The organism is Rufibacter ruber (genome assembly GCF_014138425.1).
GTDB classification, from domain to species: Bacteria; Bacteroidota; Bacteroidia; order Cytophagales; family Hymenobacteraceae; genus Nibribacter; species Nibribacter ruber_C.
Genome location: NZ_JACJIQ010000001.1, coordinates 196,886 through 221,648 on the forward strand (window position 1 = coordinate 196,886; position 24,763 = coordinate 221,648).

The 24,763-nt window shown below is 53.5% G+C and carries 21 protein-coding genes; 7 read left to right on the top strand and 14 right to left on the bottom strand.

The window, feature by feature from the left end:
* Positions 1-445 precede the first annotated feature (445 nt).
* Entirely contained in the window at positions 446-742 is a 297-nt protein-coding gene (locus FHS90_RS00790) for a hypothetical protein (protein ID WP_066829977.1), read from the bottom strand.
* 390 nt (positions 743-1,132) lie between these two features.
* Here FHS90_RS00790 and FHS90_RS00795 point away from each other — a divergent pair, with 390 nt between their 5' ends.
* From FHS90_RS00795 to FHS90_RS00810, 4 genes are all read left to right on the top strand, one after another.
* Positions 1,133-2,518, top strand: a complete 1,386-nt coding sequence (locus FHS90_RS00795) for a M28 family peptidase (RefSeq protein WP_182511212.1) — start codon at positions 1,133-1,135, stop codon at positions 2,516-2,518.
* Positions 2,519-2,816: 298 nt separating this feature from the next.
* Positions 2,817-3,527, top strand: coding sequence for a hypothetical protein (locus FHS90_RS00800; RefSeq protein ID WP_182511213.1), 711 nt, complete (start codon positions 2,817-2,819; stop codon positions 3,525-3,527).
* 72 nt (positions 3,528-3,599) lie between these two features.
* On the top strand, positions 3,600-4,613 hold the full coding sequence (locus FHS90_RS00805) for a glycosyltransferase family 9 protein (RefSeq protein ID WP_182511214.1): 1,014 nt from the start codon (positions 3,600-3,602) through the stop codon (positions 4,611-4,613).
* Positions 4,614-4,686: 73 nt separating this feature from the next.
* Positions 4,687-4,935: a glutaredoxin family protein gene (locus FHS90_RS00810; protein ID WP_182511215.1), complete on the top strand. Its 249-nt coding sequence runs from the start codon at positions 4,687-4,689 to the stop codon at positions 4,933-4,935.
* Between the two features lie 1,761 nt (positions 4,936-6,696).
* Here FHS90_RS00810 and serS read toward each other — a convergent pair.
* Positions 6,697-7,974, bottom strand: a complete 1,278-nt coding sequence (gene serS / locus FHS90_RS00815) for a serine--tRNA ligase (RefSeq protein WP_182511216.1) — start codon at positions 7,972-7,974, stop codon at positions 6,697-6,699.
* Positions 7,975-8,254: 280 nt separating this feature from the next.
* Between serS and rho the strand changes: the two genes are divergently transcribed.
* On the top strand, positions 8,255-10,096 hold the full coding sequence (rho, locus tag FHS90_RS00820; RefSeq protein WP_182511555.1) for a transcription termination factor Rho: 1,842 nt from the start codon (positions 8,255-8,257) through the stop codon (positions 10,094-10,096).
* A 134-nt stretch (positions 10,097-10,230) separates the two neighbouring features.
* Here the strand turns inward: rho and FHS90_RS00825 are convergent, their stop codons facing one another.
* From FHS90_RS00825 to FHS90_RS00840, 4 genes are all read right to left on the bottom strand, one after another.
* Positions 10,231-10,851, bottom strand: coding sequence for a hypothetical protein (locus FHS90_RS00825; protein ID WP_182511217.1), 621 nt, complete (start codon positions 10,849-10,851; stop codon positions 10,231-10,233).
* Positions 10,852-10,916: 65 nt separating this feature from the next.
* Entirely contained in the window at positions 10,917-11,783 is an 867-nt protein-coding gene (locus tag FHS90_RS00830; protein WP_182511218.1) for a UbiA family prenyltransferase, read from the bottom strand.
* A gap of 9 nt (positions 11,784-11,792) precedes the next feature.
* On the bottom strand, positions 11,793-12,575 hold the full coding sequence (locus FHS90_RS00835) for a hypothetical protein (RefSeq protein ID WP_066830976.1): 783 nt from the start codon (positions 12,573-12,575) through the stop codon (positions 11,793-11,795).
* A gap of 363 nt (positions 12,576-12,938) precedes the next feature.
* Complete coding sequence (locus FHS90_RS00840) at positions 12,939-13,364, bottom strand: lipocalin family protein (RefSeq protein WP_066830974.1); 426 nt, start codon at positions 13,362-13,364, stop codon at positions 12,939-12,941.
* Positions 13,365-13,549: 185 nt separating this feature from the next.
* On the opposite strand from FHS90_RS00840, the gene FHS90_RS00845 reads away from it, so the two are divergent.
* On the top strand, positions 13,550-13,855 hold the full coding sequence (locus FHS90_RS00845) for a LysM peptidoglycan-binding domain-containing protein (RefSeq protein WP_066830972.1): 306 nt from the start codon (positions 13,550-13,552) through the stop codon (positions 13,853-13,855).
* A 349-nt stretch (positions 13,856-14,204) separates the two neighbouring features.
* On the opposite strand, the gene FHS90_RS00850 is transcribed toward FHS90_RS00845, so the two are convergent.
* The 5 genes from FHS90_RS00850 to FHS90_RS00870 all read right to left on the bottom strand — a co-directional run bounded on the left by FHS90_RS00850 (position 14,205) and on the right by FHS90_RS00870 (position 20,829).
* Positions 14,205-14,471: a GNAT family N-acetyltransferase gene (locus FHS90_RS00850; protein WP_066830970.1), complete on the bottom strand. Its 267-nt coding sequence runs from the start codon at positions 14,469-14,471 to the stop codon at positions 14,205-14,207.
* A 60-nt stretch (positions 14,472-14,531) separates the two neighbouring features.
* Entirely contained in the window at positions 14,532-15,140 is a 609-nt protein-coding gene (locus tag FHS90_RS00855) for an FMN-binding negative transcriptional regulator (RefSeq protein ID WP_182511219.1), read from the bottom strand.
* A gap of 547 nt (positions 15,141-15,687) precedes the next feature.
* Positions 15,688-17,586, bottom strand: a complete 1,899-nt coding sequence (acs, locus tag FHS90_RS00860; RefSeq protein WP_066830966.1) for an acetate--CoA ligase — start codon at positions 17,584-17,586, stop codon at positions 15,688-15,690.
* Positions 17,587-18,906: 1,320 nt separating this feature from the next.
* Positions 18,907-20,484, bottom strand: a complete 1,578-nt coding sequence (locus FHS90_RS00865) for a sodium:solute symporter family transporter (RefSeq protein WP_182511220.1) — start codon at positions 20,482-20,484, stop codon at positions 18,907-18,909.
* A gap of 36 nt (positions 20,485-20,520) precedes the next feature.
* A complete protein-coding gene (locus FHS90_RS00870) occupies positions 20,521-20,829 on the bottom strand; it encodes a DUF485 domain-containing protein (protein WP_066830962.1) in 309 nt (102 codons plus the stop codon).
* Positions 20,830-21,000: 171 nt separating this feature from the next.
* On the opposite strand from FHS90_RS00870, the gene FHS90_RS00875 reads away from it, so the two are divergent.
* Positions 21,001-21,603: a ribonuclease HII gene (locus tag FHS90_RS00875; RefSeq protein ID WP_182511221.1), complete on the top strand. Its 603-nt coding sequence runs from the start codon at positions 21,001-21,003 to the stop codon at positions 21,601-21,603.
* Positions 21,604-21,783: 180 nt separating this feature from the next.
* On the opposite strand, the gene FHS90_RS00880 is transcribed toward FHS90_RS00875, so the two are convergent.
* The 3 genes from FHS90_RS00880 to FHS90_RS00890 form a co-directional block, all read right to left on the bottom strand.
* On the bottom strand, positions 21,784-22,197 hold the full coding sequence (locus FHS90_RS00880; protein ID WP_343049531.1) for a response regulator: 414 nt from the start codon (positions 22,195-22,197) through the stop codon (positions 21,784-21,786).
* A gap of 77 nt (positions 22,198-22,274) precedes the next feature.
* The gene (locus tag FHS90_RS00885; protein WP_182511222.1) at positions 22,275-23,771 is read right to left on the bottom strand and encodes a sensor histidine kinase; all 1,497 of its coding nucleotides are present in this window, start codon (positions 23,769-23,771) and stop codon (positions 22,275-22,277) included.
* Positions 23,772-23,880: 109 nt separating this feature from the next.
* Positions 23,881-24,495, bottom strand: coding sequence for a TetR/AcrR family transcriptional regulator (locus FHS90_RS00890; RefSeq protein ID WP_066830954.1), 615 nt, complete (start codon positions 24,493-24,495; stop codon positions 23,881-23,883).
* Positions 24,496-24,763 lie beyond the last annotated feature (268 nt).

The window sequence follows — 24,763 nt, forward strand, 5'->3', positions numbered from 1 at the left end:
TAACCCTTTTTTTCAAAAAACAGCCCGAAAACAGAAATGTCTTCGGGCTGTTTTCATTACCGGCACTAACAGCCAGAAGCCAGGGGGAGTGCTACGGGCACCTGCCGCTGTAGGGCCGCCTCCATCCTTGCCAAACAGCCCGTTCTTCCATCTATCTGGCTGCGCTGGATCTTTGAAAGATTTCTCTACACAAATATCATTAAACTATTTCCTCTCCAGCCAGCCCCTTCCTGACAGGGAAAAATTGAGGATTGGGCAGTAGAATAAAAAACACCCGCCTCTTGCTGCTGAGAGAAAGAGGCGGGTGCGGAAGGCTGTTTTCAGCCTGTTTTCAAAAAAGCAGGTCGAAAACAGAAAGCCCAATGCGGGTGGGGGTAGGGAGGGGTGTTTTCCTGTAATTCCTCCCTGCGGGAACCACTCCCGGCTTCTGATACCAACAAGGCGCTTAGGCCAGGTGGGCAATCTTCTTCTTGTTCAGGTTCTCCACCGGGCCAAACTGGGCTTTTTGAATAGTGAACCCGGCTACTTTCAGGTGCACCTCAACCGGGGCCAGCTTCTTAGTGAACTCTGAAGAAATTACTTTCCCATAGAACTCTTTGGCTTCTTTACCGGCGCCGCGCTCAAACGGGTGTCTGGAGAATTTCTTAGTCACCGGCAGGCCCGGAATGATCTGGTAGGTAGTAGTAGTTACCTCATACTTAGGCAGGAAAGGCGTTACCACCTTTTTTAGTAAACGTTTCATGGAATAGTGCTATAAAAGTCTAGGGTTTAGCTTCTTATCTCAAAGATAGGCTTAAATTCGTTATTTTCTCCTAAGCAATAAAATATTTGATTTAGTTCAAAATTCAGGGTGTAAAAATTGTATTAATTAAACTGTAGGCACATGTAATGCGTTGATTTACAGGTGTGAAAATTGAGCCGGTAACGGCCATCTTTTTTACACAGCCCCCAGGGCGGGGGAGGTTAGATGCCCCTTCTTTGTCCGTGGTCACTGGGGCAGAAATCTTTTTCTTCTGTTTTCAGGCTGTTTCCCCAAAAACAGGCCGAAAACAGAAGTTGAAAATTGGGCAGCGGTCAAAAGAGAATTAGGCTATCTTAGCGGCCTCACGCTGATCTTTTACCCAAACCTTTCATGATCAAAACTATCAAACACATGGCCCTGTCGGCGGCGCTCTCCTTTCCCCTGACGGCCTCTGCCCAGCACCAGGATTCGCTCTTCATCCGGAAAATGTATGACCAAGCCCTCACCAACGGGAAAAGCTATGAGCAGCTGCGCTACCTCACTGGCCGCATTGGCGCGCGGCTGAGCGGCTCACCGCAGGCGGCGGCGGCAGTAGAGTGGGCCCGGCAGGAGATGGAGCAGATGGGCCTTGACCGCGTCTACCTGCAGGAGGTGATGGTGCCCCACTGGGTGCGCGGCGACAAAGAGCATGCGGCCATTGTCAACTCCAGCATCTCCCCCTCCCGTGAAGTGAACGTACTGGCGCTGGGCGGCTCAGTGGCCACGCCCGCCAACGGCCTCACCGCCGAGGTGGTGGAGGTGAAAAGTCTGGACGAACTCAAGAAACTGGGCAAAAGAAAGGTGCAGGGGAAAATTGTCTTCTTCAACCGCGGCTTTGACCAAACCCATATCCATACAAACCGGGCCTACGGCGGCGCGGTAGACCAACGCGCCAGCGGCCCTTCTGAGGCGGCGCGGTTGGGTGCCGTGGGCGTGGTGGTGCGCTCCATGGCCTCCAACACAGATGATTTCCCCCACACCGGCGGCCTCCGCTACGCAGAAGATGCCCCTAAAATTCCTGCCGTGGCCATCAGTACCAAAGGCGCTGACCTGCTCAGCAACCTGCTCAGAGAAGATGCTAAACTGCAGTTCCATATGCGCCTGAACCCGCAGTGGCTGCCAGACGTGCTCAGCTACAACGTGATTGGCGAACTCAAAGGCTCTGAGAAACCAGAGGAGATCATTGTGGTGGGCGGCCACCTGGACAGCTGGGACATTGGCGAAGGGGCCCATGATGACGGCACCGGCTGTGTGCAGTCTATGGAGGTGCTGCGCCTGCTCAAGGCTATGGGCTACAAACCCAAGCGCACCATTAGGGCGGTCATGTTCATGAACGAAGAAAACGGCCTGCGCGGCGGCACCAAGTATGCCCAGGTGGCCAAACAGCAGGGCGAGAGGCACATAGCGGCCATTGAGTCAGACAACGGCGGGTTCACGCCCCGCGGTTTCGGGATTACCGCTCCCAACGAACCGGTGTTCCAGAAACTGTTCAGCTGGAAACAACTGCTGGCGCCCTACGGCCTACATGACATAGAGCGCGGCGGCGGCGGGGCCGATATCGGGCCGTTGAAAGACGACCGCGTGGCGCTCATCGGCTTCCGGCCAGACACGCAGCGCTACTTTGACATTCACCACACCGCCAATGACACCTTTGACAAAGTAAACAAGCGGGAGCTGGAGCTAGGCGGCGCCTCTATGGCCGCGCTGGTGTACCTGCTGGATAAGTATGGGTTGTAAGCGTTCCAGTTTGAATTAACCTCCATACAGGAGCTAGAATTATCTGCTCAACGGCTAATTGCTTTCTCCCATTTTTGTCATCCTGAAAGGAGCTTGTGGGCGAACTAGAAGAGCGTTATAGTAATGCTATTACCGTTCGTCCACTGTTCCCTAAGATCCTTTCAGGATGACAGGAGAGAGGAGTTGCTAGTAATGTGAAAGAGAAAGCCTGCGGCGAAAGTTGCAGGCTTCTTTGTGTTGCATATCCTATAAGCCTGCTCAAAAGACCTCGTAGCGTCTCCCAGACCTGCGAGCGTCTGTGCCTAAGACGGCTCTTTATGGAAAAAGAGCAGAGAGTGCATCTGGAAAGGGAGCAGAAGGTCACATTAAAAATCTTATGAAGAAAGCGATACAACTACACTTGATCCTGGTCTTACTATTGGTGACTGAGGAACGCGCCAATGCCTGTGAGTGCCGTGTACAAAATTTAAACAATTGGATGCCCGTGGTTGAAAAATATATGGACAAATCGTCCTTAATTTTTATAGGGAAAATTTCGCCTGCTGAGCAGGATGATGTTGTCTCAGTAAAGGTTATAGACGTTTTTAAAGGAAACATAAGAACTGACTCAGTATTCAAATATGAGGTAAATACCAGCTGCCCTAGCTTACCCAAAGAAGGTTTATCAATTATCTATGCTATTTATGAGGATGACGGTACAATTGAAATTCCTTCTTGTGGCATAACAAGAAGCATAGATAAATTCCCTACTTCCCAAATTCCACCTTTTTTGTTTTCAGATGAAACACCAGAAACTGAGATTAGGGCATCACCTGATAGGGGAATAGCAACGTCTGCGCCCCTCCTCCTCAAAAACTGGATGCTAGAATACGCTCTCCTCAACGCCTACCGGAACAGCCACCCAAAGCAACCGCAGCCGCAAACACCAAACAAAGACTACCTCTCTTACCTCGCGGTAGCGCTTTCCATCATAGCTGTTTTGGCGGTGTTTTTCAGAAAACAGCGCTAAAACGCAAGTGCTACAACGCTGGGAAACTCCCGCCAAGACCCGTACCTTTGCCGAAGGTCAACCGCAGTCAGTTTGAAAAAAATCCTCATTATCCGGTTCTCGTCCATTGGCGACATTGTGCTGACCACCCCGGTCATCAGGTGTGTGAAGCAGCAGGTGCCCGGCGCCGAGGTGCATTTCTGTACCAAAGCCGCCTTCCGCAGTCTTGTGGCCAGCAACCCGTACGTAGACAAAGTGTTCTGCCTGGAGAAATCGCTCTCTGACCTGCTGCAGCAACTCAAGGCCGAAAACTATGACCTGGTGCTGGACCTGCACAATAACCTGAGAACCCGTATTTTGAAAGCCCGCTTGGGGCGTCCCGCCCGAAGTTTCAACAAACTCAACTACCGCAAATGGCTGCTGGTCAAGTTCAAGGTCAACCGCATGCCCAAGGTGCACATTGTAGACCGCTATCTGGAGACGGCGGCCCCGCTGGGCGTGCAGAACGATGGGCAGGGGCTGGATTATTTCATTCCGTCTAAAGACGAAGTAGAAATTTCTTCCCTGCCAGAGACCCACCAGAACGGCTACTACGCCCTGGCCATTGGCGCGCAGCACTACACCAAACGCCTGCCCATTGACCGGCTTATTGAACTCTGCGAGAAAATCAACGCCCCCGTGGTGCTCCTGGGCGGAAAAGAAGACACAGACGTGGCCAACATGATGGAGATGTACTTCCAGACCGAGCCGTTCCTGAGCAAGAAAGCCGATCACCCGCGCCTGGCCATTTACAACGCCTGCGGTAAATACAACCTCAACGGCTCAGCCTCACTGGTGCGGCAGGCCACTGCTGTTTTCAGCCATGACACCGGTTTGATGCACATAGCCGCCGCGTTCCAGAAGAAAATCTACAGCATCTGGGGAAACACGGTGCCCGAATTTGGGATGTACCCCTTCACCTCAGATTTTGAAGTGCTGGAAGTAAAGAACCTCTATTGCCGCCCGTGCTCCAAGATTGGCTACTCCAAATGCCCGCAGACACACTTCCGGTGCATGCGCGAAATCAAATTTGACTTCACCTTGCCGGTGGCGGGGCAGAAAGCGTAGCCAGCAGTACGTGCGTTTTTGGCCTGTTTTTCTGAAAACACGTAAAAAAACGCCAAACCAACTTTCAACTGCTATGGCGGCTATTCCCCTTCTTTACGGCGCTGACTGGTGCAAAAAGACTATTGCCATTCAAAGCTACTTCCAGGAACACGGCGTGGCCTATGACTACCTCAATGTAGAGCAGAGTGATGCCGCCCTGCAGGCCATCAAAGACATGAACCGCGGCAAAGTCCGGTTTCCTATGGTGGTGGTAGGGGAGCTGCCGCCCATGAAAAACCCGTCGCCAGACGAACTGACTGCCGCCTTGGCACAGAATCCCTAATCTCTGTTTTATCGCTGATTTCAGAAAAACAGGCCGGAAACGCAAACGGCGGAGTTCCTTCTCCCCCGGGGAGAAGGCCAGGATGAGGGTGGTGCAATTGGTAAGAAGCAGGATTTACAGGATTAGGTAAATTATCAGGATTGGGATAGCTGTTGGCAAAGACGCACACAGGTCCTCCGGACGCTACGAGGTCTTTGAAGAACGGCTGATTGCTTAGTGATTAATGTCTAAATAAGCGCTGGCGCGGGCTTGCAGCTCGTGCCCTCGTGTGTCTCCAGATTCACTGGGAACTGTGATAAGATAGCAATGTGCAGAACCCATCCCAACCTCTCTGAGGAGGGTAGGGCCGTTACCTTCTAAAAATAGAGCTGGTTCAAGTTTCCAACTTGGACCTAGGATGCGGAAGTTTGCAACTCCAGTGAGCCGAGAGGCTCAAAACCCACAGTAATGGCAATGCCTTCCAGAAGAAAACAAACTACTGGAATAGAACTTAACAGCCATGCTCCGAGGAGGGGAGTATCTGCAATGCGTGTCCTCCTGTGTCAACATCCCCCTTCGCCCCCTTCAAAGGGGGAGTATTGGAGTGAGTCCTGAGTTCTGAGTCTTGAGTTCTGAGTCCTTTCTTTTCATCTTAGGCAATTCAGCACGAATGAAGCAGCTATGCCTGCTCTCGCTGCCGTGCCGCGGGGGCAGCCAGAGGCCGCCCGTCATCTGTAGGCACGCGTCTGGGGGCCCGTGCCAGCGCGTGAGTATCAGCTGGCGTTAGAAGGCACGGAAGTAACTTCCGAGCCATAGAGGGCAGAAGAAGCAAAAGTCATGTGAGGCTGCCGCCCCATGGAAGCTGAAAGCTTCCGCCACCACAGGTCCAGGTTGGAAACCTGAACCAGAGATTGTGACAAACAAGCAGCAATAAGTAAACAAACAACAATAAACAATCAACACTTCTGCCAGTGGCACCTGGGTTAATCAACACTTCTGCCCCTGGCTGATGTGCGCAGCACGGGCTCGCCACAGGCTAGCGGATCAGCAACGGTTACCTGCAGAGGCAGAGAGAGCAGCACAAGCAGCTACAGGTGGGGAACCAAACCAGTCCTGGGGGGGAGCGCCTCTGTTAATACGGTGCCGCTCCGGCGGCAAGGCCGGAGGGCCTAGTTTTAACAGCAGTGCTCACCGCCAGGACGGGGCCCCGCGGCCGTGAGCGCTTATCGGAAAACATGAAACAATGCAGCTACTAAACCACCGCGACAAGCGCTAAAGCCAAGGGAACAGCAGACTACGCATACCTGCCGCAGCCAGGGGAACAGCAGACTCCGCACTCCAACAGTAAGGGCAGCCTCAACCCACCCAGCCTCAAGACGAAACAAGACGATGTATGCCAACAGCAGCAAAGAGAAGATTAAATTAGTGAGGCACGGCGTTTAGTAGCCCCGTCAAGGGAAACAGCAGACTACCATTGCCACTGCTGCTGACAGATGATACAGCCTCCTGCGTTCAACACAGCAGCAGCAGCAGCAGCAGCAGCAGCAGCAGCAGCAGTTTTCAAAGGAATAGCAGAGCAGGCAGGCGTTTCAGAAGCGGTAACGTGCAGCCATGAAAAAGAACAGGTGCCAACAACGAAAAGGAAGAGGAGAAGGGCAGCCAGTAGTTTCCTTCTCCTTTCAGGGTGAATAGAAAAGCCCGGGCGTTTTGGCGCTGTTTTCTGAAAAACAGCGCCAAAACGCCCGGGCTTCTTTTTAATGGAGTGAATTTAAAGACGAGCCACTACCTGGTGATCATCTCAAAGCCAGTATAGCGGTGCAGTGCCTTCGGCAACTTGATACCCTCTGGGGTCTGGTTGTTCTCTAGCAGGGCCGCCACAATACGGGGCAACGCCAGGGCGCTGCCGTTCAAGGTGTGCAGCAACTGCGGTTTGCCGCCTTCGGTGCGCTGGCGCAGCTTCAGTCTATTGGCCTGGTAGGTTTCAAAGTTAGAGACAGAGCTCACTTCCAGCCATCGGCCCTGGGCCGCAGAGTACACCTCCATGTCATAGGTGAGGGCAGAGGTGAAGCCCATGTCGCCGCCGCAGAGGCGCAGCACGCGGTACGGTAGCTCCAGTTTCTGCAACAGGCCCTGTATGTGCTGGCTCATCTCCTCCAGCGCTGCATATGACTTCTCTGGGCTCTGGATCTGCACAATCTCCACCTTGTCAAACTGGTGCAGGCGGTTCAGGCCGCGCACATCGGCTCCCCAGGAACCGGCCTCTCTCCGGAAGCAGGGCGTGTAGCCTACGTTCTTGATGGGCAGCGCGCCCTCAGGAATGATCTCATCACGGTAGAGGTTGGTGATGGGCACCTCGGCGGTAGGAATTAAATACAGGTTGTCGGCGGTGGCGTGGTACATCTGGCCTTCCTTGTCAGGGAGCTGGCCGGTGCCGTAGCCAGAGGCCTCGTTGACCACAATAGGGGGCTGCACTTCGGCGTAGCCGGCTTGGAGGGCCTCATCTAAGAAGAAGTTGATGAGCGCGCGCTGCAGACGGGCACCCTGCCCTTTGTACACCGGGAAACCGGCGCCGGTGATTTTTACCCCCAGGTCAAAGTCAATGATGTCATACTGCTTGATCAGGTCCCAATGCGGCTGGGCATTTTCAGGCAACGCCGGAATGGTGCCGTGCTCCAGCACCACCTCGTTGTCTTCGGCAGACTTGCCGGCGGGTACGCTCTCATGCGGGATATTAGGGATTTTATAGAGCGCCTGCTGCAGGTCATGCTCCAGTTGCTGCACCTCCTCGTCCAGGGACTTGGTGCGCTGTTTCAGGTCTGCGGTTTCAGATTTCAGTTGTTCAGCCTGCTCTTTCTGGCCGCTCTTCATGAGGCCGCCAATCTCTTTGGCCAGGGCGTTGGCGCGGCCCAGCAGCTCATCCCGTTCAGTCTGCAGGGAGCGGCGCTTCTGGTCCAGGTCTAAGATGGCCTGTATCTCCTGGGCGGCGTTCTTGAAATTCCTTTTCTCCAGACCTTTGAGCACAAGGTCAGTCTGCTCACGTAAAACGGGTACCTGTAACATGGTGTGTGGGTTTATTCTGTCGCAAAAATAGAATATTTTAAATAGGCTACGGCAATAGGCACTTTTTTCTGGAATTTTGTGTAACTATTTATATAAAAAGATTCGTATTGCTTGTAAATTAGAACAAGGCTGTCTAACATTGCATTACATTTTCAGAACGACCGCCACTCTGGTTCTTCAAAAACTCTTACTCAAACCATTTTCCTGTTTTATCTGTCTGCCTGTTGCGTTCTGCAACCGCTATGCTTATAAACTGAATAGCTAATTATTGTCTCTATTTATGTACAACATTGACGAGTTGAAAGATTCTCTTCTTTCAGAGCTCAAAGAAATTGCTGAGAACCTCGGCGTGACCAACTTCAAGAAGCTCAGCAAGCAGGACCTGATCTACAAGATATTGGATCAGCAAGCCGTCACCCCTGAAGACAAACTCCCCAAAAAATATAAGAAAGCTCCAGCAGCGGCAGAAGCCCAACCAGACGCAGAGGCTGCTCCCGCGCCCGCGCCTGTGGCAGAGGCACCCGCGGCCGAAGCCCCCCTTTCCTTGTTTGAGGCCAAAGCCGAAGCCGCTGCGGCACCGGAGCGCCCGGCCCGTACCGCCCGCCCGGCCCGTGCAGAGCGCACCCCGGCCGCTGCCCTTCCTGAAGCTCGGGAGAGCGCCCGCCCTGAGACCCGGGAGCCGCGTGAAAGCCGTATGCAGCCGCGTGAGTTCCAGCCCCGGGAGAGCCGTGTGCCAAGGGAGCCACAGCAACGCGAGACGCCAACCCGTGAACCGCGGGAGCAGCGGGAGCCAAACCAGCCGCGTGAGAATGCCAACGCAGCCCGCGAGCCCCGGGAGAACACCCCGCGCGAACCACGCGAGAATACGCCGCGTGAGCCCCGGGAAAACAATAGCAACAACCGCGAGAACAACCCCAACTGGCAGAACCGCCGTGACCAGAACCAAAATCCCAGCCAGAACCGGGCACAGCAGACAAACGCCAACAACAACAATAACTACCGTGAGTTTGACGGCGTGATTGCCAATGAGGGGGTGCTGGAGCTGATGCAAGACGGTTACGGCTTCCTGCGTTCTGCGCACTACCACTACCTGGCCAGCCCAGATGATATTTATGTGTCTCCGTCACAGATCAAATTGTTCGGGTTAAAAACCGGTGATACCGTAAAAGGCACGGTGCGGGCACCCAAAGAAGGGGAGAAGTACTTCGCGCTGTTGAAAGTAGACTCAGTAAACGGCCGTACCACTGAGGAAATCAGAGACCGTATCCCGTTCCAGCACCTGACCCCGCTGTTCCCCGAAGAGCGTTTGAAACTCACCACCCGCTCCAGCCAGTACTCTACCCGTATCATGGACCTGTTCGCCCCTATTGGGAAAGGACAGCGTGGTTTGATTGTGGCCCAGCCGAAAACCGGTAAAACAGTGTTGCTGAAAGAGATTGCCAACGCCATCACAGAGAACCACCCCGAGGTGTACCTCATGATTCTCTTGATTGATGAGCGCCCCGAGGAGGTAACCGACATGGCCCGCAGTGTGAAAGCCGAGGTCATTGCCTCTACCTTTGACGAGCAGGCTGAGCGCCACGTGAAAATCTCCAGCATTGTGTTAGACAAAGCCAAGCGCATGGTAGAGTGTGGGCATGATGTGGTGATTCTGCTGGACTCTATTACCCGTTTGGCCCGTGCTTACAACACGGTGGTGCCGTCATCCGGTAAAATCCTATCTGGTGGGGTTGACGCCAATGCCCTGCACAAGCCTAAGCGCTTCTTTGGGGCGGCCCGAAACGTGGAGAACGGCGGTTCTTTGACCATCATTGCCACGGCCTTGATTGAAACCGGCTCTAAAATGGATGAGGTCATCTTTGAAGAGTTCAAAGGAACCGGTAACATGGAGCTTCAGCTGGATAGAAAACTTGCCAACAAGCGCGTGTACCCAGCCATTGACGTACCGGCCTCAGGTACCCGCCGTGAAGACCTGCTCATGGACCGCGACGAGCTCAGCCGTGTCTGGATCCTGCGCAAGTTCATGTCTGACATGAATTCTGTAGAAGCCATGGAGTTCCTGAAAGATCGCATGAAAGGCACCAAAGACAATGACGAGTTCCTGATCTCCATGAACAGCTAGTTTATAGGGAGTTCATAAAACAGAAAGCCCCGCCAGTCCTGCTGGCGGGGCTTTCTGTTTTATATGCTTTCCGATTATGGGCTACTTTTTAGAAAACAGCCCTAAAACAGGTATAGCCTTACGGAGGGGAAGCACTACCCGCCAAAGCTACCGTACCTGATGGCTTTCTGCTGCTTAGGGTCATAGACCAGTAGCCTGCCGTCTTCTTTGCCCAACAGGTACTTGAACCCAATTGTGCCTTTGTTTGCCTGCAGTTCCCGCCACGTAGACAGCTTCACCAGGGACGTGTCTGGGGTAGCGCCCTGGGAGATGGCCGGGGTCAGAAAGTTGGCATCCTGCACAAACTCATTCATCCGGTTCAGAATATAGGTTTCCCGTTCTGCCGCGGTTGGTGGTGTGTTCTGTTTCAAGGTATACACCATGTTGGCCTCCAGGTCTGCCGCTGAGAATAACTCCTGGTATATCTGCTGGCCGGTTCTGGTGGTAATCACAAACTCTACCTGCCCGGCGGTCACTGACTCTCCGCGTAGCGTGAGCCTGAAATAATCTGGTTCCCCCTTGATGGAGAACTGATGCGTTCTCTGCACCACGTGCAGCAAAGGCATTTTCTGGAACTCTTTGCTCTCTTTAGAGGACGGCGGAAGCGTGGCGGTAGTAGGCGGCTGGTTTTCCTCCGGCGGGTTCTTCTCATGGGCTGGCTGGCAGCCGCAGACCCATGCCAGCAGCAGGAAATACAAATAACGGGAAGTGTTCATACGAGGGGATTTCCCCCTACTACGCGGTAACGAAGGGTTGGTTCTTAAATTATTTTAAGAATATGCTACCACACCAGCATCAGGATGAAGGCCAGGCTCATGCTCAGCGATGAAATCTTGTTCATGCGCATGGTATGGTCAAAGTCAGCGGCAGCCGTGTCTTTTTTTACTTTCCAGAGCCACCTGGTGAAGAATACCACCACCGGGAACGTGCAGAGCAGGAAAAAGAGCCCGTGGTACAGCTCATTCCTCAGCCAGTAGGTGTAGAGCAGCAGCCCGGCAGCTACCGCCAGGCTAACGCCTGCAAACAGGAAGGTGCCCCAGAGGCCTAACTGCAGGCTGAGAGTTCTGTCACCGCGCCTGGCGTCCTCATCATGCTGGTAGACCTGCGTGAGCGGGTAGGAGCCGCACAGAAACAGGGTGCTCACCAGTGCCAGCAGCAGATTGGGGCCAGATAAGATAGTGCCAGGCTCTACACCGCTGCCTACCTGTACCATGGCAAAGGTAAACCCTCCCTGGAAAAGCACCACCACCAGAGTACTCAGCAACGGGTACTTCTTCAATCGTATGCCTTTGTAACTGTAGGCCTTGGAGATGAGCAGGTACAGCGCCACCATGCCGGCAAACGGCAGTGACAGCAGCGCAGACAGCACCACCGCCAGCCCATCAAACGCCAGCACCAGCCAGTACAGCGCCTCTGTTACCTGCGGCGGATGTTTAAGCCCGCCAATGCTGCCTTCGTCCCGGTCATAATACGAGTTGTACCCGTTGCTGGCCGGGTAGACCAGCAGGTGCAGGATCAGGAACACCGCGGCGGCGCGCCAAGGCTCCACCTGCGGGGCCGCGCTCAACGCGAACCAGTAGATGGGCATCAGGAACAGTGAAAACGGGATTCTGAGCAACCGCAGCGCGTTGGTGAGAGAAGACGTCATACCGGCAGTTTACGAAGGAAAACCTATTAAGTACAACACCCCCGTTCCGCTCCAGTGCCGGGCGCGCCCAATCTGCCAGGTGTAATGGGGGGCGTTCAACTGGTTTACCATCTGCTGCAGGTGCTGGGGCGTGTACATTCTGAACAAGGACACCGTACCGTCCCAGACCGTACCCAGCGGAATCAGGGGGAGCAGGTACGTGAAAAACAGCCTGCTCCATTTGAACGGCCTGATAAACGGCGTGATGAGCAGGATAAGCCACGGGAACACCAGCCACACCAGCAGCAGTTCATACCACTTTTTCCCGGCGCCTTCAAAAATGCCTATGCCCTGGTTCTGCCGCACGGCATCTGCTAAGATGGCCTGGGCCGTGGCCGGTGAGAAATGATGAAACGCTGAGAAGACCGTTCTAAACCCCTCCAGGTGCTCGGGCACCGCTGTGGCGTCTACAGCGTCTGGGGTGTAGGTGAGTGCCTGGCCTGACTGGGCGGCCAAATACCGGTATGCTTCTACGTTGGGGAACTTGTCTGTGAGGGTGATGGTGTGCCGCTGGCCTGAAGTACGTTCCAACTCCTGCCACACCTGCAGAATGCCGCCGCCCGCCCCAGAGCAGAGGTCTACCAGATGGTTCTGGTTTTGGTGCCGTAACGCTTTCCGCAGGAGCGGAACAACGGGTTTGTAAATCCCCAGGCCGGTAATCAGGAACCGCAGCACATCCATCATGCCCTGCCGCACCACGTGCGGAAACCACGTCTGGTCTTCCAGTTCAAAAAGCTGCCACCGGTGCCGCATGCTGGTTGTTTAAGGTAAGGTGAAAGTAGCCTGAGAGTAGGTTGATAGTTGTCTTTCGCGCTGCAAACGGGCCTCAAAAAGAACCGGGCAAAGCGGTTGCCTGGCACTGTTGAGCTGCTATGCTGGTCAAAAAGCTGTAGAAGAAGCTTTCGCTCCCCGTTTTCGCTTGCAAAACCCAAAGGGAAGCAAGCTTTGAGAGGCCTTGGCTATTAGCAGAAAGAAAAGCAATTGTTTCCTGTTTTGGGGCTGTTTTTCTGAAAACAGCCCCAAAACAGAAGGAGGTCTGGCTGTTCGGTTCTTTGCTGTCTAAAAAAATACCCGCTCTGCCAGGGCAAAGCGGGCTCAGGTATATCTGAAAGCAGCTTATTCAGCTTCTAATTCCAGGGTTGAGCCGTCTGGGCCCTGCAGGGTCATTTCATCTTCTGTCAGTTCAGTCACGTTGAAGTTCTGGCTCACGTTGTTGTTGGCGTAGGTGAGGCTCAGGGTCTTGGTAGAGGCGTCATACGTCCAGGTGCCGCTGGCCGTCTCAGTGCTGGACGTCTGGTTAAAACTCCCGTTGGCGAAGAACTGTACCTGCTCCTTTTTCTCCTGGCTGGAAAGCTTCTCCTTGTCGCCGGCCGAGTTGGTCTCTTTATTGGCTTTCCAGGTTTTGCTGTTGTCACCGGAGATCATTTTGGTGTTGCCGCCCTCCTTGTCTTTGCCGCCGCAGCTGATGGTGGCCACGCTGAGGCAGAGCACCACCAGCCAGGTGAACAATCCCTGAAAAGGCAAAACATTTCTCTTTTTCATAGTTGTATGGTTAAGTTCAGTAGAAATACGGTCTTCTTTTGCTGAAAACCTGCCTTTAATACGTGGGTTTCTGGCGGCAGTTATCTCTGAATAAAAATAAACCTAACCCAAAAGTGTGCGTAAGAACTATCTTGTATACCAGCTCACTACACACCGTGTGAACGGTTTTAATCCAAAATACGACTATGGGACTATTTGATTTTCTGAAAAACAAGGGCGAAGAGAAGCCGGTACAGAAGCCTGCCTCAACGCCCGCTGCCAATAACGACTTTTTTAAGAGCAATCCCGCCCAGCCGGCAGCCGCAGCGCAACCCGCCGCCGCCGCCCAAGACACGTACACCGTTAAAAGCGGCGACTCTCTTTCTAAGATTGCGAAGAGTTTTTACGGAGATGCCCAGCAGTGGCACAAGATACACCAGGCCAACCTGGACCAGATCAAAGACCCTAACCTGATTCAACCAGGGCAGAAGCTGATCATTCCCAGAGGCTAAGAATTTTATTAGGTTTGTTTGTAGAGAAAAGAGTCTTGGCCAGAAGAAGCCAAGGCTTTTTTTCGTTTTAGGGCTCTCCCAAACCTATACGCTGGCGTGATGGAATGGAGTGGCAGAGAAGTAGCAGAGCCGGTTGAAGCGTGGCTTTTTGCCTGCCCATATTCATGGCAGGTACCGTTTTTCGTGCTTCCGTGGCTTTGGGAGCGCCACATGAGGCTCACCTTTGCCCTGGTTAAATCACTGCTCTGGCTAATTAAGCGTACAAATTGAATACGTAAGCGTGCCTAAGTGCCACACGTTTCCGTTTTTGGGCTGTTTTGGCCAAAACAGCCCAAAAACGGAAAATATATTAGGCCTGAGGGTGCCGCTCCAAGTAGCTGGCGACGGCCTGGCAGGTGGCAATTACGTTAAGCCCTTTTTCTTGGGCATACTCCAGCCCATGTTTGATGAGTTGATCGGCGTAGCCTTTGCCGCGGTACTCCTGCTCAATGAAGGTGTGCTGAAAATCAATAGCTGCTTCTTCTGGAAGCGCGTACGCCAACTCTCCAATTTCCTCTTTCCCCAGGTAGGCGGTAAACTGTTGGGCGCTGGTATCGTGCTGAATTTCTAAAGACATAGTGCTGGTTTTTAAGAACAGCTGCCCGTGTAGCAGCCGCTTACAATACCCTGTTTGGGTTTAAAAGGTTGACTCCATGAATTGGGAAATGGCAACGGCCGGACTCTCTGCGCTTTGCTTCAGGTGTTCTGCAATGCGCTGTCGTTCTTCCAGTGATTTGTTCTGGCTTAGTTTCTCCTTGCCCTGGACCTGAGTGGCCCTCACCTCAAACGCCACTATGCCCCGCGCCATGGCTTCTTTGTAGTGCTGCGGCAGCTGTGCCCACTGTTGCTGGTAAGCTGGTTCATACGCCTGGATCATTTTCTCCAGGAGCGGGAATACTGTTGCAGGGTCTTCAATTAATTGGACATTGCCATATACATGCACCGCCACGTAGTTCCAGGTGGGCACGTTCATGGTCTTGTTATATAGGGAAGGTGAAATATAAGCGTGCGGCTCCTGGAAAATAACCAGCACCTCCTGGCCTATCATTTGGGTCCATTGCAGATTGGCCCGGGCCAGATGGGAGTGCAGGAGCACCTGACCTTCCCTTTCGTCTACGGTAAACGGAAGATGGGTGGCTACTGGCCGGTTGTCTTGCTGGCTGATGAGCGTGGCAAACGGATAGGCCTCCATGAATGCCAACTGCTTTGCCTGGTCTTTTAATTGGTAGTGCGGCGGAAGGTACATAGATACAAAAATGAAGGTTCTGGTGGGAACAAGGTGTTGGAAAGGGACGGCACAGAAGATCAGTTTCTGAAACTTGTGCCGCTTCTGAAGGAAGAGGGCCGGCTGTAGAAAAAGCGCTGCTTTGCACTTTTCTTTGTGCTGCAAAAGCCCATACCCAAAGCCTGCCTTCTGATTCTTGCCGCCATTGTGGCACTGCGAAGCGGTACAAGAAAATACTCACTCTCACAGAGAAGCTGTTTCACGTTTTTTTCAGACAATGGCGCAAACGTGCGCTTATGCCTATAGGGTAAGTGAGCTTCTTTTTGGGAAAGTAGCCCTAAAACAGACGCTCAAGCGCACGCTGGCGCCATGCCCGGGTCAGGCACGATTCCTAGCCATAGAAAAGGGAAAAACGCGAATGAGCTTCAGAACTTTACCTTGCTGGTCTTGCCAATTCAAAAGTTTAGCATGCCCTCAAAATGAAAATTTCTGTTTTCGGCCTGTTTTGAGAAAAACAGGCCGAAAACGGAAATTTAAAAGCTACTGCTTAGGCGGGGAAAGAAGTGGCCTACAGGGCTCCTTGAATGATTTCATCTACCACCGGCGGGTCCAGCAGGGTGCTGGTGTCTCCCAGGTTAGACGTGTCCCCTTCGGCTACTTTGCGCAGAATGCGGCGCATGATTTTGCCTGAACGGGTCTTAGGCAGGCCGCTCACAATCTGGATTTTGTCTGGCTTGGCAATCTTGCCTATCTGGTCTACCACGGTCTCAATGACCTCGGCCCTCAGGTTCTCAGGGTTGGCGGGGGCCTCGTCACCGCAGACCACAAACGCGTAAATGCCCTGGCCTTTCACGTCATGCGGGTAACCTACCACGGCGCTTTCTACAATGTGGCGGTTCTGGTTAATGGCATTCTCAATTTCGGCGGTGCCGAAGCGGTGGCCAGAAACGTTGATCACATCATCTACGCGGCCAATGATGCGCCAGAGGCCGTCTTTGTCGCGCTTGGCCCCGTCGCCGGTGAAATAGAGGCCTTTGTAGTTGCTGAAGTAGCTTTGGCGGCAGCGCTCATGGTCGCCGTAGGTGGTCCTGATGATGCCGGGCCACGGGAATTTCATGCACAGGTAGCCCTCTACTTCGTTTTCTGTGATTTCCTTGCCTTCCTGGTCTACCAAAAGGGGCTGTATGCCGGGCAGCGCGAAGCCGGCGTGGCTGGGTTTCATAGGCGTGATGCCCGCCAGGGAGCTTAGCATGATGCCGCCGGTTTCGGTTTGCCACCAGGTGTCTACCACCGGGCAGCGCTCTTTGCCCACGTGAATGTGGTACCAGTGCCAGGCTTCCTCGTTGATGGGTTCCCCCACTGACCCCAGCACCTTTAAAGAGTCCAGGCTATAGGAAAGCACGTGGTCCAGCCCCGCGCCCATCAGTGACCGGATGGCGGTGGGAGCGGTGTAGAAGATATTCACGCCAAACTTGTCAATCACCTGCCAGAAACGGCCCGGGTCTGGGAACGTGGGCACGCCTTCAAACATTAACGTGGTGGCTCCGGAGAGCAGTGGCCCGTACAGCAGGTAGGAGTGGCCGGTGATCCAGCCCACGTCTGCGGTGCACCAGTAGACGTCGCTCTCATTGTACTGGAATACGTTTCTAAAGGTATAGTCTGTGTAAACCATGTAGCCGCCGCAGGTGTGCACCACGCCTTTGGGTTTGCCGGTGGAGCCGGAGGTATAGAGAATGAAGAGCAGGTCTTCAGCGTCCATTTCCTCGGCGGGGCAGTTTTTGTCAACGTGCTCCAGTTCCTCATGGTACCAGACATCACGGCCTTCTACCATGTTCACGGCCCAGCCCAGACGCTCCACCACAATCACCCTCTCTACGCTGGGGCAATCGGCTACGGCTTCGTCTACCACCCGTTTTACCGGAATCTGCTTGGAGCCGCGGTTGAGCCCGTCTGAGGTCAATACCACTTTGGCCTGGGCGTCGTTGATTCTGTCGGCCATGGCCGTGTGCGAGAAACCGGCAAATATAACAGAGTGTACCGCACCAATGCGGGCGCAGGCCAGCACGGCAAACGCCAGCTCTGGAATCATGGGCATGTAAATGCACACGCGGTCGCCTTTCTGCACGCCGTTACGCTTGAGAATGTTGGCCATCAGGCACACTTTCTCATGCAGCTCACGGTAGGTGAAGCGTATGTAGCGTTCTTTGGGGTCGTTGGGTTCCCAGATGAGGGCCAGCTTGTTGCCGCGTTTCTCCAGGTGGCGGTCCAGGCAGTTCTCGGTGATGTTGAGTTTGCCGTTCACAAACCATTTCACGTTGGGTTCTTCAAAGTTCCAGTCCAGCACCTTGTCCCATTTCTTACGCCAGATAAAGTTATCAGCGATACCGGCCCAGAATTCTTCTGGGTGCTCTACACTTTGTTTATAAGCTTCTTGGTATTCTTCAAGAGAGTTTAAGCGGTACTCCATGTTTGTTAGATTGGTGGTTTGAGGGCTTAAAGATAGGGTTTCTTGCAAAAGTGGCAATAAAAGAAAGCCACAGCCTGCTGCCTGTTTCTGTTTTTAGGCTGTTTTTTAGAAAATAAGCAGAAACTAGTGGTTTGGTTTTTAGGAATGCAGGTGCTTCTGGTGCTTTCTGTAAGGAATACGTTTGTGGCCGTTCTTTTGGTTTGGCTTGCCTGTTTGTATAAAGGGGGGCTGTTCCCCTGGCGGTGACGGTTGACGACGGAATGCGTAGTCTGTAGTGCCCTTGGCTGTGGCGCTGCTGCTGCTGCTGCAGTGGCAATGCGGAGTCTGCTGTTCCCTTAGCTGCGGCAGGAAGGTGTAGTCCGTTTTTCCCTTGGCTGGTCTGCTTGACGCGGTGGTTTATTTACTGTGTTGTTTCATCTTTTCCGCTAAGCGCTCACGGCCGCGGGGCCCCGTCCTGGGGGTGAGCACTGCTGTTAAAACTAGGCCCTCCGGCCTTGCCGCTCACGCGGCACCGTATTAACAGAGGCGCTCACCCCCAGGACTGGTTTAGGTTCCTTCACTGATCAGCTTGTCTGGTTATGTCTGCCTCTGCAGGTAACCGTTGCTGATCCGCTAGCCTAAGACGAGCCCGTGCTGCGCACATCAGCCAGGGGCATGGGTGGTGGAATGTCTGTGGCAGACTGTTAGTGACATATTGATAGGGGCTGCTGTAGCTGCTGGCGCGAGTCTCCAGACTCGTGCCTGGTGATGATGGGTAGTCTCTGACTGCCCTCGCTGCCGGGCAGCGACAATGCGCAGTGTTGGTTTACCCGTGCTGAAATTCTTGAACTCCCGCTGGCGCAGGCTTGCAGCTCTTATTTTCTTTTGCTGGTCTGATTTAGTAGATAACTGTTTGGGAGTTGCTGGTGACCTGGTTCAGGTCTGCGATCTGGGTCAGCCTCACACTTCTTCGCCCCCTATGGCGCGGAAGTTACTTTCGTGCCTTCTAACGCCAGCTGATACTCCCGCGCTGGCGCGGGTCCCCAGAATCGTGCCTACAGAGGACGGGCGGTCTCTGACTGCCCCCGCGGCGCGGCTGCGAGACCAGGCATTGCTACTTCATTCCTGCTGAATTGCCTAAGATGAAAAGAAAGGACTCAAGACTCAAGACTCAGAACTCAATACTCAGGACTCAGAACTCAGGACTCAAGACTCCCTTTATTACTCCCTCCCGGGAAGGGTTCTAGAGCGCCTGCCCGCAGTACCGTTGGCTGTGAACCAGGAGAACTTTCTGTTTTGGGGCTGTTTTTTGAAAAACAGCCCCAAAACAGAAAGAGGCCGCTACTCGGCGCCTACTCCTAAATACGTTCTGAGTTTCTCTGACTCAAATTTGGCGGCGGCAGTGGGCTCGGGCTTTAGGAGGGAAACCAGAATGCCCATCAGAAAGGCCCCCGACATGGACACCAGGGCTGGGTTTTTAAGTGGGAAAATGGCTTCATCGTAGCCCATGATGTCAACCATGATGGTGGGGCTGAGCACAATCAGGACCAGTGACAACACCGCGCCGGTGGCAATGCTCCAGACGGCGCCCTTGGTGGTGAAACGTTTCCAGATGATAGACATGAGCAACGCTGGGAAATTGGCACTGGCCGCAATAGAAAAAGCCAGACCCACCATAAAGGCTACGTTCTGCCCTTTAAAGACAAGGCCCAGGACAATAGAAAGAATGCCCAGGGCAATGGTGGCGCGCTTGGCTACTTTCATTTCGCCTTGCTCGTTAGAAACGCCGTTCTTGAACACGTGCACGTACAGGTCATGCGAAATGCTGGAGGCCCCTGAAAGCGTCAACCCCGCCACCACGGCCAGAATAGTGGCGAAGGCCACGGCGGCAATAAATCCTAAGAAAGCGGTTCCGCCGGTCTGCTCTGCCAACAGGAGGGCGGCCATGTTGCCGCCTTTGTCAATGCCCTCAATGGCGGGTTTGCCCACCAGCGCCATGGCAGAGAACCCTATCAGGAAGGTGAGCAGATAGAAATACCCAATGAACCCGGTGGCTACAAACACTGATTTGCGGGCGGCTTTGGCGTCTGGCACGGTATAGAAGCGCATGAGAATATGGGGCAGGCCGGCGGTGCCCAGCATCAGTGCCAGCCCCAGAGAAAGCGCGTCAAACGGATTAGTGATATAGCCGCCCGGGGCCAACATCTCCTGTCCGTAATTGGTGCTCACAGACTCCAGCAGATTGCCCGGGCTAAAGCCGAATTTGGAAAGCGACAGCAGCACCAAAACCGTAGCCCCGCTCAACAGCAGCACCGCTTTGATAATCTGCACCCAGGTGGTGGCAATCATACCGCCAAACAGCACATACAGGGTCATCACGCAGCCTACCACCAACACCGCAATCTCATATTCCAGCCCGAACAAGGTCTTGATCAGGCCGCCGGCGCCCACCATCTGGGCAATCAGGTAAAACGCAATGGTGAGGAGAGAACCTACGGAAGAAACAATCCGGATGGGCCGCTGCCGCAGCCGGTAGGCCACCACATCAGCAAAGGTGTATTTGCCCAGGTTTCTGAGTGGTTCGGCAATCAGGAACATGATGAGCGGCCAGCCCACCAGAAACCCGATGGAGTAGATCAAACCGTCATACCCTTTGGTGGCCACCATGCCGGCAATCCCCAGAAAGGAAGCCGCACTCATATAGTCGCCCGCCAGGGCCAGGCCGTTCTGGAAGCCAGAGATGTTTCTGCCGGCGGCGTAGAACTCTGAGCCGGTTTTGGTTTTCTTGGCCGCCCAGTATGTGATGTACAAGGTGACCGCTACAAAAAGAAAGAACATGCCAATAGACACCGGGTTGGCGGTGCCTAGCGTAGAGGCGGCAGGGGCGGGTAACGCCTGCAGAAGGAGAGAAGGTTGCATTTGTTAGTAGGTAGGTGATGGGTAGGTGAGAGGTGCTTAGGAGATCTTCTTCTTTAATTCCTCAACAGAGGAGTCATATTTGCTGTTGGCCCAGAAGACATAGATGCCCGTCAGAACCCAGGCGAACAGAATGATGCCCAGCCCTACGGGAATGGCCAGGGTGGCATACGCCCCAATTTTTTTTGCCAGCAGCTCTTTGTTGAAAGCCACCACCAGCAGAAACCCGAAATACACCAGCAGCATGGCAAAGGTGAGTACCAGGGAAACCGACCAGCGCTGCTTCACTAACTTTTTGAAAGCGCTGCTTTCCAGAATTTCATGCGGGGGGGTAGAAAGGTCACTCATTTTTTTGATGATAGGGTGGAACAAAGTACTGCTAACCGGGAATTTGCCCACACGGCAGGCTTTCCCATATTAATTAATTTGAATATAAGATTTTATATCAGGGAAAGCACACTTAAAGAGAATTTTTTACCTTAGAAGCCTGTTTTGAAGATAAATTGATAAAATTCTACCATGTTGCTCTCTAACCACAGTGGGAAAACCTTAGAAGCCGGGCTGGATGAGGCGGGCCGCGGCTGCCTGGCGGGGCCGGTGGTGGCGTCGGCGGTGATTCTGCCGCCAGATTACTTTCACCCGCTGCTCAATGACTCTAAACAACTTACCGCCAAACAGCGGGACCTGCTGCGCGAAGAGGTGTGCCGGGAAGCCGTACACTGGGCCGTGGCTGAGGTGAGCCCCGAAGAGATAGACCAGATCAATATCTTAAACGCCTCTTTTCTGGCTATGCACCGGGCGCTGGACCAGCTGCAGGCAGAGCCCGAGTATCTATTGGTAGACGGCAACCGTTTCAAAGCCTACAAGGCCGTACCGCACGCGTGCATGGTTAAAGGGGATGGCCGGTTTTACAGCATTGCGGCCGCGTCTGTACTGGCCAAAACCCATAGGGATGAGCTGATGTGCCGGCTGGCGCAGGAGTTTCCGCAGTACGGTTGGGAAAGAAACGCCGGGTACCCCACCAAACACCACCGAAGCGCCATTGCCGGTTACGGTACCTGCGTGCACCACCGGCTCACGTTCAGGCTGCTGCCAGAGCAGCTGGAGCTGGCGTGGGGCTAAGAGAATGATGGCGTTCCGCCGGCGGCGGAACAGGGGCAACCGTGTCAAATACCGGCAATTTCCTGTTTTTAAGCTGTTTTTGGGAAAACAAGCCAAAAACACGGGTGCACCGCCGCCTAAAACCAGAAGGGCCAGCTTGCGAACAAGCTGGCCCTTCTGGTGTAGCAGGTAGTTGGTCTGCTATTGGGGTTTCAGTTTCAAAAGGTCTAAGAACAGGCTAAAGCTGTCCAGGCTGGAGGCGCCGTCATTAAAGGTGTCAAACGTTAACGGCTTTACAATATACCCGCTCACTCTCAGGCTCTGGGCCGCATGGCGGTCTGAGTCTTCACTGGAAGTGGTCATGATAAACACGTTCAGGTGCGCCAGGAAAGGGTCTCTGCGAATCTCTTCCAGAAACTCTATCCCGTTCATTTTGGGCATGTTAATGTCCAGCAGAATAATAGTGGGCAGCGGGTTCAGCTTAGGTATGCCGGGCTCACCCCGCAGCATGGCCAAGGCCTCGCGACCGTTCTTAGCTTTGTGCAGCGGGACCATTACTTTGATTTTTCTTAACTCCCTTTCAACACTGATGGCGTCAAGGTAATCGTCTTCCACTAACAAAATACTAGGTTGAGAATCACTCATCATCTATTATTTAATGATACTAAATAAGGTTCAAAAATAGGGACTTCTTAGCTGTCGGTCAATTTAAATTTGGGCCAGGTGAAGGTAAAGACTGAGCCTTCGCCCAGTTTAGACTCTACCCGTATCTGGCCGCCGCGTCGTTCAATGATCTTTTTGACAATAGCCAGGCCCACCCCCGTACTTTCTACGGCATCCCGCTCCTGCAGGGTTTGGAAAAGCACAAATATTCTGTCATGGTACTCTGGCTCAATGCCCGGGCCGTCATCCATCACTGAGAATTCATGCACCTCGTCCAGCTCCCGGTGCAGAATGGTAATGTTGCCTTCAGGGCCGTGGTGGTACTTGATGGCGTTGCTCATGAGGTTGGAGAACACCTGCTGCAGCTCTACCTTGGCCGCCCTGAGCGTGGGGAGCCGGCTGGGAATATGGAACTGGAAACCGGCCGGCGGGTTGAGCATGTCTACCAGTTCATATAATAGCGCCTGCACGTCAACATTCTCTTCCTGCAGGTTAGACTTGCCCACACGGGCCAGCGCCAGAATGCCGTTGATGAGGTTCTCCATGCGGTGCACCCGTATGCGCATCATCATGAGGTATTCCTGGATGTGGCCCGGCAGTTCTTTGCCCATGTCTTCCTCTACCCACCGGGAGGCGTTCTCAATTCCGCGCAGCGGGGCCTTCAGGTCATGTGACACCACGTAGGCAAACTGGTCCAGTTCCTTGTTCTTGCTGTCCAGCTCGGTGAAGGTTTTGTCAATAGTGGCCGCCATGCGGTTCAGGGAGTCAGACAGGCGGGTCAGTTCATCGTGCTCGTTGTCTTCAATCTGGGTTTTGTATTCGCCATGCGAAATCTTGTCTGCCAGGTTCACCATTTTCATGATTCGGCGGGTGATGAGGCGGGTGATGTAGTAGGCCCAGCCCATGCCCAGCAGCACTGAGAGAATGGTGAGGGAGGTGGAGACGTAGCGGGTGTCGGCTATACTTTCATCCAGACGGTTCTTGCGCACGGCCCGGCGCTCAAACTCAATGGTGTTAAAGGCTTTGAAGTAGATACGCATGCGGTCTGTGAGGCGCTTGCCTTCTTCATTGACCACCAGGTAGCCGTGCTTCAGGTTGCTGATGCCCTCAATGCTGGCGAGCGTGTCTGCCATGGCTCTCTCTTTTTCCTCAATGAGGGGTTCGGCAAAATCATACCGCCACTGCTTGTGCAGTTCCTCTATCTCCTCTACCCGCCTGAGCTGCTCTGGGTGGTCTTTCTCATATTCTTTGAGGAGCGAAAACTGGCTGGGCAGAAGTTCAGCGGCCACGTTGTAGGGCTCCAGAAATGATTTCTTACCGGTGAGCAGATACCCCCGCAGACCGGTCTCCATGTCAATGAGGCTCCGTTGCAGGGAGGCCGAGGTGCGGGTAATGTTCTGGGAGTCAGATACAAAGTCTGAGTTGGCAATCACATCTTCAGAGAGCCGGTAGTTGACAATGGCCACCGCTGTGAAAATGAAGGAGATGAGAACAAAGCCTGCAAAGAGCTTGGTTGAAAGATTCATGTATAAGGGGCTATGGAGGTGGGGTGAGCCACCGCTTTGGTATACACAGAAACAGCCGCGTTCACCTTCTGGTCAACCGGCTGTACAAAAGTATCAATTTTAAGCAAACCTACACGGCCATTGCTTTGAGCGGAAATACGTCAATATGTGCCTGCCCCTGAGGGGTGGCGCACCCTTTTATATAGTTTAAAATCATGGTTTTGAATAGCTCCTGGTAGTCAAAGGCGAAGGCCGGGAAAAGCCTGGGGTTCAACAACCCGTACATGTGGTTCAGGAACATGCGGGCCGCCAGCTCTGCGTCTACGTCTTGCTGCAGGTACCCCTGGTCTTTGCTCTGCTGAATGAGCGGCCGTAAGTAGTTGCGGGTAAGCAGGCGCATGAGCAGCTGCAGCCGGGCCCATGACTGGGGGTAATACACCTGCAGGTCATAGACAAACGCGTGGTTGAAAGAATACACCTCTTCAAGGCACAGCTGCAGCACCTGCAGCAAGGCCTCTAGCGAGTGGTCTGCCTCAGAGATAATCTGCTCTGCCACCTTCTGCCTGACTCTGATGGAGTGGCTTATGCATTCCTGCACCAGTTCTTTTTTAGAGCCGGCAATCTCGTTCAAAGTGCCCCGGGAGATATCCAGTAATTCCAGAAGAGTTTCAGTAGAGATATCCTCAATACCTTTCTGCTCAAAAATCACCAAAGCCTCGTGTAAAATGGTATCCCTAAAACTCATATCCAACCAAGTACTAACGCAACAACTCTGTTCCAGAAGACTTCAATCTCCTCTCCAACCGGCCATTCTGGAGCCTAGGCTGGCAGAATTGTACCAATAAAATGTGATACGAAGCCTAGGAATGGAGGGTTTTAGATTTTTAGAACAAACCTTTGCACCGTCAGAAGAAAGAAGGGGCTGAGCGTTTTTTTTAAAGGACACAGAAACTGCTGCTGCCAAAAAAGTGAGTAAAACCGCCAAAAAGAAGCTTCCGGACAACAAGGCGGCG